Annotated in this window: 13 protein-coding genes; 11 read left to right on the forward strand and 2 right to left on the reverse strand. The window is 62.7% G+C overall.

From position 1 onward, the window contains the following. Together IQ26_RS31160 and tssH are read right to left on the reverse strand one after the other, a co-directional pair. The coding region (locus IQ26_RS31160; protein WP_145722229.1) for a transposase at positions 1–267 on the reverse strand (267 nt) is incomplete at its 3' end. Between the two features lie 150 nt (positions 268–417). Beyond that, positions 418–3,228 (reverse strand): type VI secretion system ATPase TssH, encoded by a 2,811-nt coding sequence (gene tssH / locus IQ26_RS31165; protein WP_145722230.1) that lies wholly within the window; start codon positions 3,226–3,228, stop codon positions 418–420. A 333-nt stretch (positions 3,229–3,561) separates the two neighbouring features. Between tssH and tssA the strand changes: the two genes are divergently transcribed. Genes tssA through icmH form a run of 11 tightly spaced genes read left to right on the forward strand, consistent with a single transcriptional unit; the run spans position 3,562 to position 15,586 of the window. After that, positions 3,562–4,737, forward strand: a complete 1,176-nt coding sequence (tssA, locus tag IQ26_RS31170; RefSeq protein ID WP_145722231.1) for a type VI secretion system protein TssA — start codon at positions 3,562–3,564, stop codon at positions 4,735–4,737. A 6-nt stretch (positions 4,738–4,743) separates the two neighbouring features. Continuing rightward, on the forward strand, positions 4,744–5,283 hold the full coding sequence (gene tssB / locus IQ26_RS31175; protein ID WP_145722232.1) for a type VI secretion system contractile sheath small subunit: 540 nt from the start codon (positions 4,744–4,746) through the stop codon (positions 5,281–5,283). 3 nt (positions 5,284–5,286) lie between these two features. Continuing rightward, the gene (gene tssC, locus IQ26_RS31180; RefSeq protein ID WP_145722233.1) at positions 5,287–6,792 is read left to right on the forward strand and encodes a type VI secretion system contractile sheath large subunit; all 1,506 of its coding nucleotides are present in this window, start codon (positions 5,287–5,289) and stop codon (positions 6,790–6,792) included. Positions 6,793–6,840: 48 nt separating this feature from the next. Then, positions 6,841–7,296 (forward strand): Hcp family type VI secretion system effector, encoded by a 456-nt coding sequence (locus IQ26_RS31185; protein WP_145722234.1) that lies wholly within the window; start codon positions 6,841–6,843, stop codon positions 7,294–7,296. Then, complete coding sequence (gene tssE, locus IQ26_RS31190; RefSeq protein ID WP_145722256.1) at positions 7,283–8,029, forward strand: type VI secretion system baseplate subunit TssE; 747 nt, start codon at positions 7,283–7,285, stop codon at positions 8,027–8,029. The genes IQ26_RS31185 and tssE overlap by 14 nt, the downstream gene beginning before the upstream one ends. Position 8,030: 1 nt before the next feature. Further along, positions 8,031–9,905, forward strand: coding sequence for a type VI secretion system baseplate subunit TssF (gene tssF / locus IQ26_RS31195; protein WP_145722235.1), 1,875 nt, complete (start codon positions 8,031–8,033; stop codon positions 9,903–9,905). Next, entirely contained in the window at positions 9,869–10,972 is a 1,104-nt protein-coding gene (gene tssG / locus IQ26_RS31200) for a type VI secretion system baseplate subunit TssG (protein WP_145722236.1), read from the forward strand. Before tssF ends, tssG begins: the two co-directional genes overlap by 37 nt. Continuing rightward, entirely contained in the window at positions 10,969–12,429 is a 1,461-nt protein-coding gene (gene tagH / locus IQ26_RS31205; RefSeq protein ID WP_145722237.1) for a type VI secretion system-associated FHA domain protein TagH, read from the forward strand. Before tssG ends, tagH begins: the two co-directional genes overlap by 4 nt. Before the next feature lie 3 nt (positions 12,430–12,432). Continuing rightward, the gene (gene tssJ / locus IQ26_RS31210; RefSeq protein ID WP_145722238.1) at positions 12,433–12,885 is read left to right on the forward strand and encodes a type VI secretion system lipoprotein TssJ; all 453 of its coding nucleotides are present in this window, start codon (positions 12,433–12,435) and stop codon (positions 12,883–12,885) included. A 39-nt stretch (positions 12,886–12,924) separates the two neighbouring features. Then, a complete protein-coding gene (tssK, locus tag IQ26_RS31215; RefSeq protein ID WP_145722239.1) occupies positions 12,925–14,259 on the forward strand; it encodes a type VI secretion system baseplate subunit TssK in 1,335 nt (444 codons plus the stop codon). A 4-nt stretch (positions 14,260–14,263) separates the two neighbouring features. Then, on the forward strand, positions 14,264–15,586 hold the full coding sequence (gene icmH / locus IQ26_RS31220; protein ID WP_145722240.1) for a type IVB secretion system protein IcmH/DotU: 1,323 nt from the start codon (positions 14,264–14,266) through the stop codon (positions 15,584–15,586). Position 15,587: the final 1 nt, after the last annotated feature.

The following is a 15,587-nucleotide window of genomic DNA, read 5'->3' on the forward strand; positions in this document are numbered from 1 at the left end:
ATAGGCCAGGTTCAGATGTACCTCCTCGCACAGCCGGCGCTCCGAGCGGATGCCGAAGCAATAGCCGACGATCAGCATGCGGATCAGCAGCTCAGGGTCGATCGAGGGACGGCCGATCGGGCTGTAGAAGGGCGCCAGATGCTGGCGGATGGCGGAAAGGTCGACGAAGCGGTCGATCGCTCTGAGCAGGTGATCCGCCGGCACATGCCGCTCCAGGCTGAAGCCGTAAAACAGCTCCTCCTGCATCACACTTTGCTCGCCCATCATCGACTCAATCTCCTCTTACGACGAAGATTGAATCAGTGCTTCAGGGCTGCTGCAACCCGGACTTTTTCAACACAATCGACCCTGAGCGGTCCTACGGCTCCGGTACCAAGCGTCAGATTTGACCACTGGAGCTATAGAATTGCTCCTGGGCTATTCGAAGGAATAGGTGAATCCTCCTTTGGAGGCTCCGACAGTCACCTTCGTCATCTTTTGGCCCTCGAGCGACCGGTTCAGCACGCCGCGGCTCAATTCCGGCAGAAGCGTGTTTGTCAAAATGGCGTCGATCATCCGCCCGCCGGACTCGATCTCGGTGCAGCGGGCCTTGACCAGATCCATGACGCCGTCACCGATCACCAACTCGGCATCGTTGCTTAAGCGCAGCCGGCGGGCGATCTTGGCGAACTGGTGGCGGGTAATCGCTTCGATCATCGAATCCGATAGCGGGTAGTAAGGAATGGTCACCACCCGGCCAAGGAAGGCCGCCGGGAAAACCTTCAACAGTGGGCTGCGCAAGGCTGTGTCAAGATCGTCGAGCCCGGCCCGCAGCGTACCGCTCCTGGTCTGGTCCATAATGACCTCGGAGCCGACATTCGAGGTGAGCAGGATCAGCGTGTTCTTGAAATCGATCCGCCGGCCCTCACTGTCGTCCATCATCCCCTTGTCGAAAACCTGGAAGAAGATTTCGTGCACGTCCGGATGCGCCTTTTCGACCTCGTCGAGCAGGATCACCGAATAGGGCTTTCGCCGGACCGCCTCGGTCAGGATGCCGCCCTTGCCGTAACCGACATAACCGGGCGGCGCGCCCTTCAAGGTAGAAACCGTATGCGCCTCCTGGAACTCGGACATGTTGATGGAGATGAGGTTCTGCTCGCCGCCGTAGAGCATCTCGGCCAGCGCCAGCGCGGTTTCGGTCTTACCCACGCCCGAAGGACCGCAGAGCAGAAAAACCCCCACTGGTTTTTCGGGCGCGCCGAGCCCGGCGCGGCTGGTCTGCACGCGCTTGGCGATCATTTCCATGGCATGATCCTGGCCGACCACGCGTTCGGACAGAGTGGCGGCGAGCCGCAGCGCCTTTTCGGTCTGGCTCGACAGCATCCGTCCTGTCGGGATGCCGGTCCAATCCTGTACCACGGCAGCCACGGCATTGCGGTCGACTGACGGCAGGATCAGCGGCGTCTCACCCTGCGCTTCGGCCAGTTCGGCCATCAGTTCCCGCAGCCGCGCGAGATCGGCAGCCGGATCGGGTGGAGAAGGACCGGCAGTGGCCGTTGCCTCCGCGTCAGTGTCCGGCATTTCGATCTCGGGTGTTTCGATCTCAGTCGTTTCGATCTCAGGCGTTTCGATCTCAGACGTTTCGATCCCAGGCGCATCGGCGCCTGCTGTTTCGGCGACCGCCTCGGGAGGCTCCACAGCATCGAGCGGCACACCCTCGCCGCGCAGCCTGGCGCGCAATTCGAGTATCTCGCCAACCAGCGCCTTTTCCCGATCCCAACGTTCCTGCGCGGTGGTAAGCGTGAGTTCGGTCTCGGCAAGCCCTGTTTCGACCCGAGCCTGCCGGTCGGCCACGTCGATACCGATCGCTGCCTCGCGGCCGATGATGCCGCGCTCGACCTCCAGCGCCTGGCGGCGGCGCATGATATCCTCCACCTCGGCCGGGGTGGCATGCTGTGAAATGGCGACACGGGCGCAGGCGGTGTCGAGAAGGCTCACGGCCTTGTCCGGCAATTGCCGCGCCGGGATGTAGCGATGGGACAGGCTGACCGCCGCCTCGATCGCCTCATCGAGTATCTGCACCTTGTGGTGCTGCTCGAGGACGCCGGCCACACCACGCAGCATGAGAACTGCGACCGCTTCCGACGGCTCATCTATCTTGACCACCTGGAAACGGCGAGTCAGCGCAGGGTCTTTCTCGATGTGCTGCTTGTACTCGGCCCAGGTCGTTGCGGCGATCGTGCGCAGTTCGCCGCGCGCCAGCGCCGGCTTCAGCAGATTGGCCGCGTCACCGGTTCCAGCCGCGCCGCCGGCGCCGATCAAGGTGTGAGCTTCGTCAATGAAGAGGATGACTGGCGTTTCGGAGGATTGAACCTCATCGATGACCGCCTTCAGCCTTTTTTCGAATTCACCCTTCACGCTTGCGCCCGCCTGCATCAAGCCGACATCGAGCATGCGCACGCTGACGCCCTGCAGCGTGGGTGGCACGTCGCCCTCGGCGATGCGCAAGGCAAAGCCCTCGACGACCGCGGTTTTACCGACTCCGGCCTCGCCGGTCAGGATCGGATTGTTTTGCCGGCGCCGCATCAGGATATCGACAATCTGCCTGATCTCCGGATCGCGTCCGACGACTGGATCGATCTTGCCGTCGCGAGCGCGCTGGGTTAGGTCGGTCGCATACTTGGCCAGCGCGGAATCCCCGCCCGGAGCCCGCCGCGACGGTTCGGCGGCGGGAACCGCAGTCGAGGCACCAGCTTCGAGTGAACCCTCCACGACATCAGCGAACCGCGCGATAACCGCGTCTGCATCGATCTTGTCGAATTCGCCGCTGATCTTTGACAGCAGGCCTTCCAGCACCGGCGTCTTCAGGCAGGCGAGCAGAATATGCGCACTGCGGACTTCCTCGACGCTGAATTCCAGCCCCGCCAGGCTCCAGGCCTCCTGGATGGCGTGAAAGATATGATCGGAAAACTCCTCGATCGAAGTGGCGCCGTAAGGCAGCTTGTCGACGGCGCGGGTCATATCGGCCGTGAGCCGACTCGCATCCACCCCGGCGTCTGCCAGTATCAGCTGAACATCAGAGCGCTCGGAAAGCACGAGTTGTTCGACGAAATGAACGAGCTCGACATAGGGATTGCCGCGCAGCTTGGCAGTGTCGGCCGCGGCCTTGAAGGCGCGCAAACAGACGGGATTTAGCTTGCCGACCAGTTCCTTGCGTTTGAAGCTCTGCGACGACCGGCGCTGTTCCATCGAACTTGCTCCTGCGATCTGCCAGTCAATAAACTGCCACATAAGCAGCGACTTGACAAAGCGTGTGATGGATCAAGCGCCTGAGTGTCCGATTAGGCCGACTTTGTACGTCCCGGCAAAAGCCCACGCCACGGGCGCAAACAGCCATGGAATGGCCATCACTTTTGCGGTGCATTCACATTCAGGGTTCGACAATTGTGCCGCCGATTTCGGGCTCGGGACCCGGCTTGCAAGCTTCCATTAAGATTGAGCGGCAACTGAATTGTGGTAAAGTGTCGCAGTGTGCTAACGTTGGGTCACGCACGGCACAGGGGCCGCTTGCTGGGGGTTGGTGTGATTGATCTCGCACTCTGGCTGAATCCGCTGGACGGTGAAAATCCGTCAGGGGAGGATTTGCGCAACGATCCGGCCTTTCATGAGCTGGAGCGCCTCACGGAACCCCAGGTCAAGGTCGTCCACGACGGGAACAACAAGCCCTCGTCGCAAAGCACCGTTCCGGTCGACTGGCCCGCCGTTCTCGACAAGGCGGAGGCATTGCGCGCGCATGGCCGGGATCTGCGCCTGCTTGTCATTGTCACCCGCGCGCTGGCCAATGAGCAGGGGCTCGCCGGGCTCGCGCATGGTCTGACCCTTATCGCGCGGACCTTCGATCAGCATTGGGACACCATGCATCCGGCACTGCGGCCCAATGCTGCGCCACGCGACGCCGCCTTACGCCGTATCAACGCCCTGCTCGACCTCCAAAATGGCCAGGACGGGTTGTTGGCGAACTTGCGGCAAATGACGTTCTTCGCACCGCGCGCTATCGGACCGATCAGCGGACGCGATCTGGAGCAAAGCGCGCTCGACGAACGGGTCATGCTTCTGGAGGCGGCTTCAGGATTGAATGCGGCCGAAAAGGCCGCGCTGGTCAGCGCGCACAGTCAACTTCTCAATCGGGTGCGCAGCGGATGCGCGGCACAGGCTGATCAAGCCAATGCGGAGATGACGTCGCTCATCGCCGATGCCCGAGCGGCGATGACGGCTCTTGATGCAGTCGAGACGGCTCTCAACGTTCATCTGGAGGGCGGCGGAGCCGCTGTCCCGGAATTGAAACGGTTTCTGCAGCGTTTGCTGTCGACCCTCGAACGGAATTCAACAATCGGCGCAACGACGAACGGTGCGGCGAAGCCAGCCGCCACGACTGCAGATCCGGGAATGCCTATTCGAAACGGTCACGGAGCCGATCCTATGGCAAGCATGGCAAGTTACGCGGAACCGAGCACGGGGCTCCCTGATCGGATTTCCTCGCGCGACGACGTCGTGAAATGCCTCGACCTCGTCGTCGCCTTCTATGACCGCACCGAACCGTCGAGCCCGATCCCGCACCTCGCGCGGCGCGTGCGCCGGATGGTGCATATGGATTTTGTTGAACTGATGGAAGATCTCGCCCCCTCGGGGCTGAAGGAATTCCGGCTTCTTGCCGGCGTTCCCGATGCCAAGAAGACGGCTCAGAAGGATGAAAGGTAACAAGCCATGCCAGCCGAAAGCAAAGCGAAGGTCATCGAACGAAATCGCGCACCGCGCGTGCAGATCGCCTATGACGTGGAGACCTACGGCAGCCCGACGACGATCGAGCTGCCGTTTGTCATGGGCGTGATGGCCGACCTTTCCGGCGCTTCACAGACCAAGGAAGCGTCGAAATCGGTGCTGGACCGCGCCTTTGTCGAGACCGACGCCAACCGCTTCCCCAAGTTCATGGAGGCACTCGGGCCACGCGTCAAAGCCCGCGTGAAGAATACGCTACCCCAAGCTGAAGGCGCCGAACGGGACGAGGAACTGGCGCTTGACCTCACCTTCACCAAAATGGGTGATTTCGCGCCGGACAAGATCGCCGAGCAAGTTCCGCAATTGGCCGAAATCCTCAAGATGCGTCGTCAGCTCGAGGAACTGCTCGGCTTCATGGACGGCCGTGTCGACGCCGAAAAGCGCATCGCGCAACTTCTGAACAACGAGCCGCTTCTCGGCAAGATCGCCAACCAGGCATTATCCGACGACGACAAGGTTCAGGAGTAAATCATGGCCGAACAACAAAAAACCGCAGCCGTCGCCGCTGAGGCGGAAGCCATTGACCTGGGAGAATTCAGCGGCCTCCTCGAGAAGGACTTCAAGGTCAAGAAGGACGACAGCGAGAAGCTGCAGCAACTCGTGCGCAATCTTGCGCTCGCGGCGCAGTCCCGTTCCGACACCACGACCATCTCCTCCAACGCGATCAAGTCAATCAAGTCGCTGATCGCGGGCATCGACAAGATGCTATCGGAGCAGGTCAACGAGATCCTGCATGCGCCGGAAGTGCGCGAAATGGAAGGCACATGGCGCGGCCTCTGGTATCTCGTCAACAACACCGAGACGGATCAGAAGCTGAAGATCCGGGTGATGAATATTTCCAAGGAGCAGCTCGCCGACACGCTTGAAGACTATGAAGGCCAGATGTGGGATCAAAGCCCGATCTTCAAGAAAGTCTATACGGACGAGTATTCGATGCTGGGCGGCGAGCCGATTGGCTGCCTGGTCGGCGCCTACGAATTCTCTAACCATCCGCGTGACGTCGGCCTGTTGCGCAACATCTCGGGCATCTGCGCCTCCGCCCACACGCCGTTCATCGCGGCCGCCTCGCCACGCCTGTTCCGCATGGACAGCTGGCAGGAACTGCCGAACCCGCAGGACCTGCAGATGATCGTCTCGAACCCGGCCTATGCCTCGTGGCAATCGCTGCGCGAGAGCGAGGACGCGCGCTACATCGGCCTGACCATGCCACGTGTTCTGGCGCGACTGCCGTATGGCTCGGAAACCGTTCCGGTGAAGGGCTTCACTTTCGAGGAAGAGGTGCAGGCCGACCACAACAAATATGTCTGGATGAACGCCGCCTTCCCGATGGGCGTCAACATAAACCGCAGTCACAAGCTCTACGGCTGGGGCACGCAGATCCGCGGTGTCGAGAACGGCGGCACAGTCATCAACCTGCCGGTGCACTCCTTCCCCACCGACGACGGATCGATCGCTATGAAATGCCCGACGGAAGTTGCCATCGACGACCGGCGCGAGGCGGAACTGGCCAAGCTCGGCCTGATGCCCATCCTGCATAGGAAAAATACCGATCTTGCGGCTTTCATCGGTGCCCATTCGCTGCAAGACGACGAGACGCGCGCGGGGCGGCTGGTCGATCCCGATGCCCAGTCGAATGAACGGCTGAGCGCCAACCTGCCCTATCTTTTCCCGGTTTCGCGCTTTGCGCACTACCTCAAGGCCATTGCGCGCGACAAGATCGGGTCGTTCAAGGAACGCTCCGACATGCAGATCTGGTTGACCGAGTGGATCAACCGCTACGTGCTGGCCAACCCGGCCTTCGCCGACGACAAGGCGCGCGCCAAGCGCCCGCTTGCCGCGGCCGAGGTCCAGGTCGACAGCGTGGAGGGGCGGCCGGGCTATTACAATGCCCGCTTCTATCTGCGTCCGCACTACCAGCTGGAAGGCATCAACGCCTCGCTCAGGCTGGTGTCGGAACTACCGTCCGTGAAGACTTGATTCGCAGCAACCACACCTTGTTCTGTTTAAAAGCGGTGGAGAAAGACAATGCCAGTGAAAATTGATGGTTTTCTAAAGGTTCCGGATATCAAAGGTCCAAGCGTTCGAGACGGCCACGAGGATGAAATCGAAGTCCATGGGGTCGATTACAAGATAGTCGCGCCGTACGATCCGAATTCGCTCTCACGCCGCGGTCGTGTGTCCCTGGGGATGATCAAGTTCACCAAGCACTATGACAAGTCCTCGCCCTATCTGAAAAAGGCGCTGTTCGACAACAAGGCGCTGGACGAAGTTGTGTTCTCCGCCCGCCGGACCATCGATGGGGAGACCAGCGACTATCTGGTCGTTACCCTGACCGACGCCTCGATCATGGAATACGACATGTCGCAGGCCGAGGACGAGGAAGACCTGATCGAGGAGGAGGTCAGCTTCGCCTACAAGAAGATCAAGTTCGTCTATGACAAGGATGACGAAATCGAAATGGATGTCTATGTCGGCAAGTGAGGCGCGGCGGCCCGGCGCGGACAAGCTTACCGGCAGTTCGCGAGCGAAGCGCGAGGCGGTCCAGCCCTCTCTTTGGGACCGCCTCGTCAATGACCTGCCGGGCGTGACCTCCGAGATCGACGGGCTGCGCCAGACCTTACAGGACGAACTTGGCGCGGACCGGCTGGATACGCTCCTTGCGGGCAGTGCGCGGCTCATCGACGCCGATGCGGAGCTGACGTCCGATCAGAAGCGGCGTCTGCACCGCCTGGTCTTTCAGACCCAGCACCGCACGGAGATCGAAAGCCGCGGCGTGGTCGTATCGGCCCGCGTGCTCAGGGAGGCGGTGCGGCGCGACATCGAAGCCTTGTTCAACACCGAGCGTTTCGAAGCTGTTCCGCTTCTTTCCGATCTCGAGAGCGAACAGGCCGCAGACAATCCGCCATCGCTGGCCGACTTTCCGGAGGTGCGCCGAAGTGTGGTCAACTACGGCGTGCCTTCCTTCTCGGGCCGTTCGTCCCGCGACTTTGATCGCGAGGCCCTGGCGCGCGAGATCCGCTCGGTCCTTGCCACGTTCGAGCCACGTCTGAAGGAGAGCGCAACAAAGGTAACGGTGACCCTTGGTGACAAGGTGGGCCTGAAGATCGAGATAGACGCTGTGCTGATCATGACGCCGACACCGGAACGCATGCGCCTGCGCACCACAATCAATCTCGATAACGGCTTGGCGCGGACCGAATTCAGGGAAAGCTGAGATGGATCGGGTCTTCGTAGAATATTACGAGGAGGAGCTGACCCATATCCGCGGACTGGCGGCGGAATTTGCCGACATGCATCCGGCGGTGGCACGCAATCTTTCGCTGGATACGGTCCCCTGCCCGGATCCATATGTCGAGCGGCTGCTTGACGGCGTGGCTTTCCTGGCTGCGCGCACCCGGTTGAAGGTCGATGCCGAGCGTTCGCGGTTTTCACGCAGCATCCTGGATGTCCTCTATCCCGATCTGGTCACCCCGGCGCCGGCAACGGCGATGGCGGTGCTGAAACCCGGCCAGCAAGTCCAGTCGATGATTGCCGGCCATGTCGTCAAGCGGAACACGCGGCTGGTGTCCAGCCTGCAACCCGGTCTGTCGACGCGTTGCACATTCACCACCGCGCAGGACATGACGCTGTGGCCGATAACGATCACGTCGGTTAGCTACTTCCAGGATCGCAGCGGATTGGCAGCGGCCGGCATAGCGCCGATCGGCGGCGTGAGCGGCGAGGCGGCACTGCGTATTGCGCTGGCTCGGACCGGAAAGGGCAAGCTTGACGAACTGGCGCTTGACCGGCTTGATCTGCATTTTGCCGGGCGCACCAAGGCGCCATTGCTGTTTGACGCGATTTTCGGTGCCTGCTCGGCCGTTGGTGCACGGGCGGAGGGCAAGGCCAATCCGCTATCGCCTTTGCCGGGACCCGAAATGGTCGGCATCAGCGACGACGAGGCGTTGATGCCTCGTACCCGTCCGACGTTCGAAGGATATCGTCTGCTGCGCGAATATTTCATGATGCCCGAGCGCTTTCACTACGTGCGGGTTTCAGGACTGCAATCGGTCGTGCGCAGATGCGAGGCCGGGATCGAGATCATCTTCATGTTCCGGCGTCCGGTGCCCGAACTTGCCGATGTGACGCCGGCGGATTTCGAACTTTTTGCAACGCCGATCATCAACCTCTTCGAGCGTGACTGTAACGTCATCGAACTCGATCCCCGCAGGACGCGGCAAGTGCTGCATGCCGACCGCACGCGGGCGCGGGATTTCGAAATCTATCGGGTGACCCGCGTCGAGGACGCCGACACCGAAGGCGCCGACGCCGAAATTCCGGAGCTCTTCAGCCTGGGCCAGAACCGCAGCAGCGGCTGGGTCTATTCCACCGAACGGCGCCCTCGCCGGGCCACCGAAGATGAGCGGCGCGACGGCTTGACCCGCACCTCATACACCGGAGACGACGTTTTCCTGTCGATTTCACGGCCGGTTGGAAGTCCGGCCAACCGGCCGCTGAAGCGCGTCGACATCATGGCGCTTTGCACCAACCGCGATTTGCCGATCCTCGACGACACCCCAACCTTGACGCTGGAGACAGGCGACCCGGTCGAAACGGTGCGGCTTCTCGGTGCGTTGCGCCCGCCCCAGCCGGCCATCCCGGCCGCCCTGCCTGCGGGCGCCGAAGGCGAATCCCGAGCCGACAATCTCGCCTGGCGGCTGGTGGCGCAGCTGGCGCTCAACTTTCTCAGCCTTGCCAAGGAAGGTCGCGGCGTCGATCCGCTGCATGCGCTGCTTGATCTTTACGCCGACCGGGGAGATCCGAGCCTCGCCCGCAATGTGCACTCGATCGTTCGCATCGACTCGCGGTCTGTCATCGAACGGCTGCAGATCGACGGGCCGATGTGCTTCGGACGGGGCACGGAAGTGACGTTGCATGTGGACCAGTCGGTCCTGGCCGGGCAAAGCACATTGCTGCTTTCAGCCTTGCTTGCACGGCTGTTTGCCCGTCACGCCGGAATAAACGGCTTTGTGCGGACCCGCACGCGGCTACTGCAGAAGCAGGAGGATGTGCCATGGCCGATGACGCCCGGCAATCGCTACCTGATCTAGACAAACTCGACCTGGACCGGGGCGAAGGGCTGTCTGATGCATTCGACTTCTTCGAACTGTTGCGCCGGCTCGAACGGAGGGGCGGGCTGTTCGGCTATTCAGGCCAGGCGGACCGCGAGCCGGCAAGGCTCGGGCAGCATGTGCGTCTCAGCTTTTCCGCCAAGGACGTGGTTGAGTTCCGCGAAGCCAAGGACAAGACGCCGGGGAAGGACAAGTCATCGGGGAAGGACGGGGCACCGGCCCGGGTCACGGTTGCAAATCTCGGGCTGATGGGACCGGAAGGCCCCATGCCGCTTCATTTGACACGCTGGGTGCTCGATCGTCTGTCGCAGCGCTGGTTCACCGGCGCTGACGCACAGCAGACCAGCGACACGACGTTCGTCGACTTCGTCAATGTCCTTCAGCACCGCATGATCGCCCTGTACTATCGGGCCTGGGCGGATGCGCATCCGGCGGTACAGGTCGAACGTGCAGTCGGCGGCCGCGTAAGGGCCATGCTTGAAGCCATGGCGGGAATCGGACTTCCCGGCACCCAAAATCCCGATCTCGACGCCGTGAAGCTGCGCCAGGCAGCATCGCTCGCCAGCCAGGTCGACGGTCCGGAGCGGCTGACGCTGTTCCTGGCGGAAGCGTTCAAGGTGCCGGTCCAGATCAAGGAGTTCGTTGCCACCTGGATGACCATACCGGCGACGCTCCAGACCCGCCTTGCCCAAGCTTACGCGGTGCTGGGCCGCGGGGCGACGATCGGCCCGCGCGTTTTCAGCCGCCAAAGCAGGATCGAACTCCGCGTCGGCCCGCTGGGGTACGAGGAGTTCAGGGCGTTCCTGCCGGGCGGTCAGCGTTTGAAAATGTTCAAACAGGCCGTTCGCGACATGGTCGGGGAATCGCTCGACGTCGATCTGCGGATCGTGCTCGCGCGAGACGCAGTGCCGCAGCCCCGTATCGGGGCGGTGCAGCTCGGCCGAACCACCTGGCTTGCGCGGCCCGCTGAAAGGGGCGATGCTGACGATATGCGGCTGCGGACAATTGTCGGATGGCGGCCGGAAATGGCGGGAGTCGCGGCATGAGTCTGCTGCTGACGCTGGAACAAGGGCCACGCACCCAGGCGGTACGGCAGACCCGGCTGGACGAGGGTGAGCTGGTGATCGGCCGCAGCGCGGACGCAGGCTGGCAGATCGACGATCCCGACATGTTCGTTTCACGCGCCCATTGCAGGATCACCGGCGGACGAGATGGATATTTCGTCACCGACACATCAAGCAGCGGATTGTTCATAGACGACTCCGACAGCCCGCTCGGCGCTGGCACATCGGTCCGTCTTCAAAGCGGCATGCGGCTGAGGCTGGGCGACTATATCGTGTGCGTCGACCTGCAGACGCCGGTCGCTCAAGCACCGGCCGCCAGCCAATCGGTCCCGGAACGGTCGCCGCCGGCATCACGAGCGCCGGTAAGCATCGGCCGCGATGACTTCTTTTCAGCCACGGTCGAAGAAGAGCCGCGACGACCGCGTCCCGCCGATCTGCCGGACCCGTTCGAGCAGCCGGTCCCTGGGGCGTTCGAGCGGGCCAACCAGCGCAGTTCGCCTGCCTTCGACGACCCGTTCAGCCTCGACCCGGTATCAACGCCCGCGCAGAAAGGCGCTTCCTATCCCGAACCACGTGATGCGCCGGGCCCCGCGGATCCATTCGGCCTCGATCCGGTGCCTTTGCGCAACGGTGAAACCGAGGCCGCTCCGGGAAAGTCGTCCGAATTCGACGACTTCGGTTTCGGGCCGGCCGCATCGCCCGATTTGAGAAACGGCGCCGGCTCTACCGATCAGCACAAACCCATCGCCGGAAGACCGCAGCCGGCCAATCCTTGGGATTTGCCTGCACAGGCGGCAGATGTCCCTCCCCCGCCGCGTGCGGGCGCTGCTCCCAAACCTGCCCCCTCGGTGGCAGCGGCGCAACAGGCGAACATGGCCCTTCGCACCGCGTTCTTGCGTGGCATGGGCATTGAGGAGGCCGATTTTCCAGGACGCGACAGTGTCGCGGAAATGGAGAAGTTCGGTCGCGAGTATCGGCTCATGATGGAAGGCCTGATGCAGCTGCTGCGCAAGCGGGCCGAGGAAAAGGGAAACGCTCGCGTCGCCCAGACGGTGGTTGGGGCTTCTGAAGTCAATCCGCTCAAGTTTCTGCCGACGGTCGACGACGCCATCGTGACCATCATCGCGGAGCGCAGCCCCGGATTTCTGACCGGCGAAGCATCGATCGCGGACGCGGTCCGCGATCTCGCGCAACATCACGTGCGCGCCTGGCGAGGCGTGCAGTCCGCCTTGCGGCGGATGATTGACCGTTTTGACCCGGCAGCGATCGAGGAAGAGCTGAAATCGAGCTCCGCCATCGGCACACTGCTTTCGGGCGGGCGCAGCGCCAAGCTGTGGGAGCTATACCAGAAACGCCATCGTGAAATCGCCCAGAGTGCGGAATCGAGCTTCCTTGGCGAAATCGGCGCTGATTTTCGGGATGCATATGAGGAGGAGTGAAAAATGATCGATCGGCGCGAATTAATCGTTGCCCTGGGCGCAACGGGGCTGCTTGCGGCCTGTCAAAGCGGTCCGCCAAAACCATCGGCGGTCACGGTCAACCTGACCGGCGCTGCCGGCATGAACCCGGGGCCAGGTGGCGGCGACCGGCCCGTGACGGTCCTTGTGATGCGGCTGCGCAGCACCGGTAAATTCAATTCGGCCGACTATTTCGCGCTGCAGGGGGATGCCGGCTCCGCACTCGCAGGCGATCTCATTGGATCCGACCAGATATCCGTCGGACCGGGAAAGACCGCGTCCAAAACCATCACGGTCGAGCCGGACGCGGCTGCGCTGGGCTTTGTTGCCCTGATCCGCGAGCCTGGCGGCCGGAACTGGCGCACAACCAAGTCGGTGTCGCCGGGATCGAAGCTTACCGTCAACGTCACGCTTGGCGGTGGCGGCATTTCCGCCTAGCGGCCAGGATAAGAGGTGCTCAATGCAGAAAGTAGCGGCATGAGCGAAGCAAACAGGGTGCTGTGGTCCGAAGGCCTGTTTCTCCGGACCCAGCATTTTCAGCAGCAGGATCGTTTTTTCGAGGCGACCGTGCGCGGCGCGTTGCAGGCCGGGCAACTGCATACGTTCGGCTTTCAGCACCTGACGCTGGATCAGGCAATGCTCGATGCCGGCCAGGTCTCCATCCTGTCGGCACGGGGCATCTTTCCGGATGGCACCCCGTTCTCCATCCCAGACATGATGGACGCGCCACGGCCGCTGCCGGTCACCGCCGATACGGGCGCCGGACCGGTGCTGGTCGCTTTGCCGCTCGAACCTGCTGGCGGTGTCGGCTTCGATCCGGCCCATGCCGCATCCACCGGAGCACGCTATCATGGGCGGATCGTTTCGGTCCGCGACGCCGTCCAGGGCGGTTCAGATCCTGAAGAAATCGAAATCGCCCGCCCGCAGGCGCTGCTGCTTGCACCCGGAAAATCGGTGGGCGGCTATACCGCCCTGCCAATAGCCGACATCAAAGGGGTCCGAGCCGATGGCGGCGTCTCCCTGGACGAGACGTTCCTGCCGCCGACCCTGGTTACCGGAGCAGTGGCCTGGTACCGGCAGTTGCTTTTGGAAGTTGTCACCGGCCTCGACCAGATCGCCGAGGCGCATGGCAAAATGGTCATGGGCGGGCCAGGGCGCAGCGTCGAAGACCTGCTGATGCTCAACCTCGCCAATGCGGCGCGTCCGCGACTGGCCCATATGCTGGCGCAGGATGTTTTCCATCCGGCCGAGCTTTACCTGGAGCTTGCCGGTCTTGCCGGTTCAATGGCGACCTATGGCTCGAGCGCGCGACGGCTGAGCGAATTGCCCGCCTATGATCACATGGCGCCCGGCCCCGCATACTCGGCGCTGGCGGACGCCTTGCGCTCACTCATCCTGAGCCTGCGTTACATCGAGCCCAAATCACGCGCACTGCCCGTCATGCGGCATTCGACCAACGTCTGGAAAATCCGCATCGACAACCCGAAGCTGCTGGTGGCCAGCCGGATCGTCATTCGGGTCGGCTCCGAGCTGTCGGAAGACGCCTTGCGCAAGATTTTCGTCAACCAGGCGACTGTCGGTTCGGCCGACCAGTTCGAGGGCCTGTGGAAATCCCGTCTGCCCGGCATTCCGCTGAAACCGCTTCATTCCCAGCCCCGCGAAATCCCCTACGATGGCGATCGGCTGTGCCTTGAGCTGGATCAGAAAAGCGAGCACTGGGCCTCGCTGCTCGATGCACCCGGCTTCGTCATCGGCGTGTCGGGTGTGTTGCCGAGCGAGCCGCAGGTGGACTGCTATTCGGTAAACAGGTGAGATCATGAGCCGGGATGATCCTTTCGGACTGTCGGAGGATCGTGAACGCACCCGCATACGACTGACCGGCGCGCCGATGCCGCGACCGATGACGCCACTCTTGACGGGCGCACCGGTGAAACGGTCGCGTACGCATCCCAACACACTTGTCAACGCATTCGCGCCCCTGCTCGAGTTCGCGCCGGAGCTTGAAAGCGCGCTGCCACCGGAAAACCCGGAAGCTTTGCGCACCCGGTTGCTTGATGAGTTGGTTCGGGCACGCGACGCGGCAATGTCGGCAGGGTCCTCGCTGGAGCGCGCCGACCAAGCAGCCTGGGTGGTGGCGGCGTTGCTCGACGACCTGGCCTTGAACACGCCATGGGGCGGTGCCAGCTCATGGCCGCGCCAGCCGCTCGTGGTCATGCTTCGAGGCGATGTCGATGCCGGCACGCAGTTCTTCACGCGTCTCGACGAACTGGAGCGGCATCCGAACCGGGATCGCGAACTGCTCGAACTGCAGTATCACTGCCTGGCGCTCGGCTTCCGCGGCAAATATCGTGTGCCAGGCCGGTCGGGCGACCGCTCGCTCAATGCCGTTCGCGTTGCCGCGGCGCGCTTCCTGCGCGATGCCGACGCCGACGGCGCGCCGCTGTCGCCGAACTGGAAAGGCGTGATCGCATCCGACGAGCCGCAGCGCTTCATCGTTCCGATCTGGGTGATGGTGCTCGCCGCCGCTGTTATTGCCACCGCAATCCATATCGGGCTTTCGATGGGATTGAGCAGCCAGGCGGTCGAGCTTTCCGCGCTCGTTCGTGCCTTGCCGCCGCCCACGCGCGGCGATATCAGCCGCACGTCGCCACAGGTCGACGCGCCGCCGCCAGAGGCGGTGGATTTCGCGCTGTTGCCGGAGTTTCAGGCCGGAGCACCGGCAAATCTCAAAGCCGCGCTCAGTGGCACCGAGAGCGTTTCGCTGGCCAAGCTGGTCGTTCAGGCCTCCAACCCCGAACTGTTCCAGTCGTCGCGAGCACAACTGACGGACGGCTTCGAACCGCTGATCGGTTCAATCGCCAAGGTGATCCTGGCCAATCAGGAACTGATCGGAAACATCACGGTGGTCGGCCATACGGACAGTGTTCCTCTGCAAAGGTCCAACCCGCTCTCCACCAACCAGCGGCTATCGGAAGCGCGCGCAGCAACCATTGCCGAGATGCTGATCCAGAACGGCGTGCCGCAGGACCGCATTCGTTCCGAAGGCCGCGCAGCCACCGATCCAGTGGCCGACGACAGCACTCGCGAGGGCCGGGCCCTGAACCGCCGCGTCGAAGTGCTGGTCGAAAAGAGGCTGTGAG

This window comes from Mesorhizobium tianshanense, from assembly GCF_007830515.1.
GTDB classification, from domain to species: Bacteria; Pseudomonadota; Alphaproteobacteria; order Rhizobiales; family Rhizobiaceae; genus Mesorhizobium; species Mesorhizobium tianshanense.

Coding starts and splice junctions, on each gene's coding strand:
- tssB (WP_145722232.1), top strand. CDS start 4,744: ATGCCAGCCGAAAGCAAAGCGAAGGTCATCGAACGAAATCGCGCACCG.
- tssE (WP_145722256.1), top strand. CDS start 7,283: ATGTCGGCAAGTGAGGCGCGGCGGCCCGGCGCGGACAAGCTTACCGGC.
- tssJ (WP_145722238.1), top strand. CDS start 12,433: ATGATCGATCGGCGCGAATTAATCGTTGCCCTGGGCGCAACGGGGCTG.
- tssK (WP_145722239.1), top strand. CDS start 12,925: ATGAGCGAAGCAAACAGGGTGCTGTGGTCCGAAGGCCTGTTTCTCCGG.
- tssH (WP_145722230.1), bottom strand. CDS start 3,228: ATGGAACAGCGCCGGTCGTCGCAGAGCTTCAAACGCAAGGAACTGGTC.
- tssC (WP_145722233.1), top strand. CDS start 5,287: ATGGCCGAACAACAAAAAACCGCAGCCGTCGCCGCTGAGGCGGAAGCC.
- icmH (WP_145722240.1), top strand. CDS start 14,264: ATGAGCCGGGATGATCCTTTCGGACTGTCGGAGGATCGTGAACGCACC.
- tssG (WP_145722236.1), top strand. CDS start 9,869: ATGGCCGATGACGCCCGGCAATCGCTACCTGATCTAGACAAACTCGAC.
- tssF (WP_145722235.1), top strand. CDS start 8,031: ATGGATCGGGTCTTCGTAGAATATTACGAGGAGGAGCTGACCCATATC.
- tagH (WP_145722237.1), top strand. CDS start 10,969: ATGAGTCTGCTGCTGACGCTGGAACAAGGGCCACGCACCCAGGCGGTA.
- IQ26_RS31185 (WP_145722234.1), top strand. CDS start 6,841: ATGCCAGTGAAAATTGATGGTTTTCTAAAGGTTCCGGATATCAAAGGT.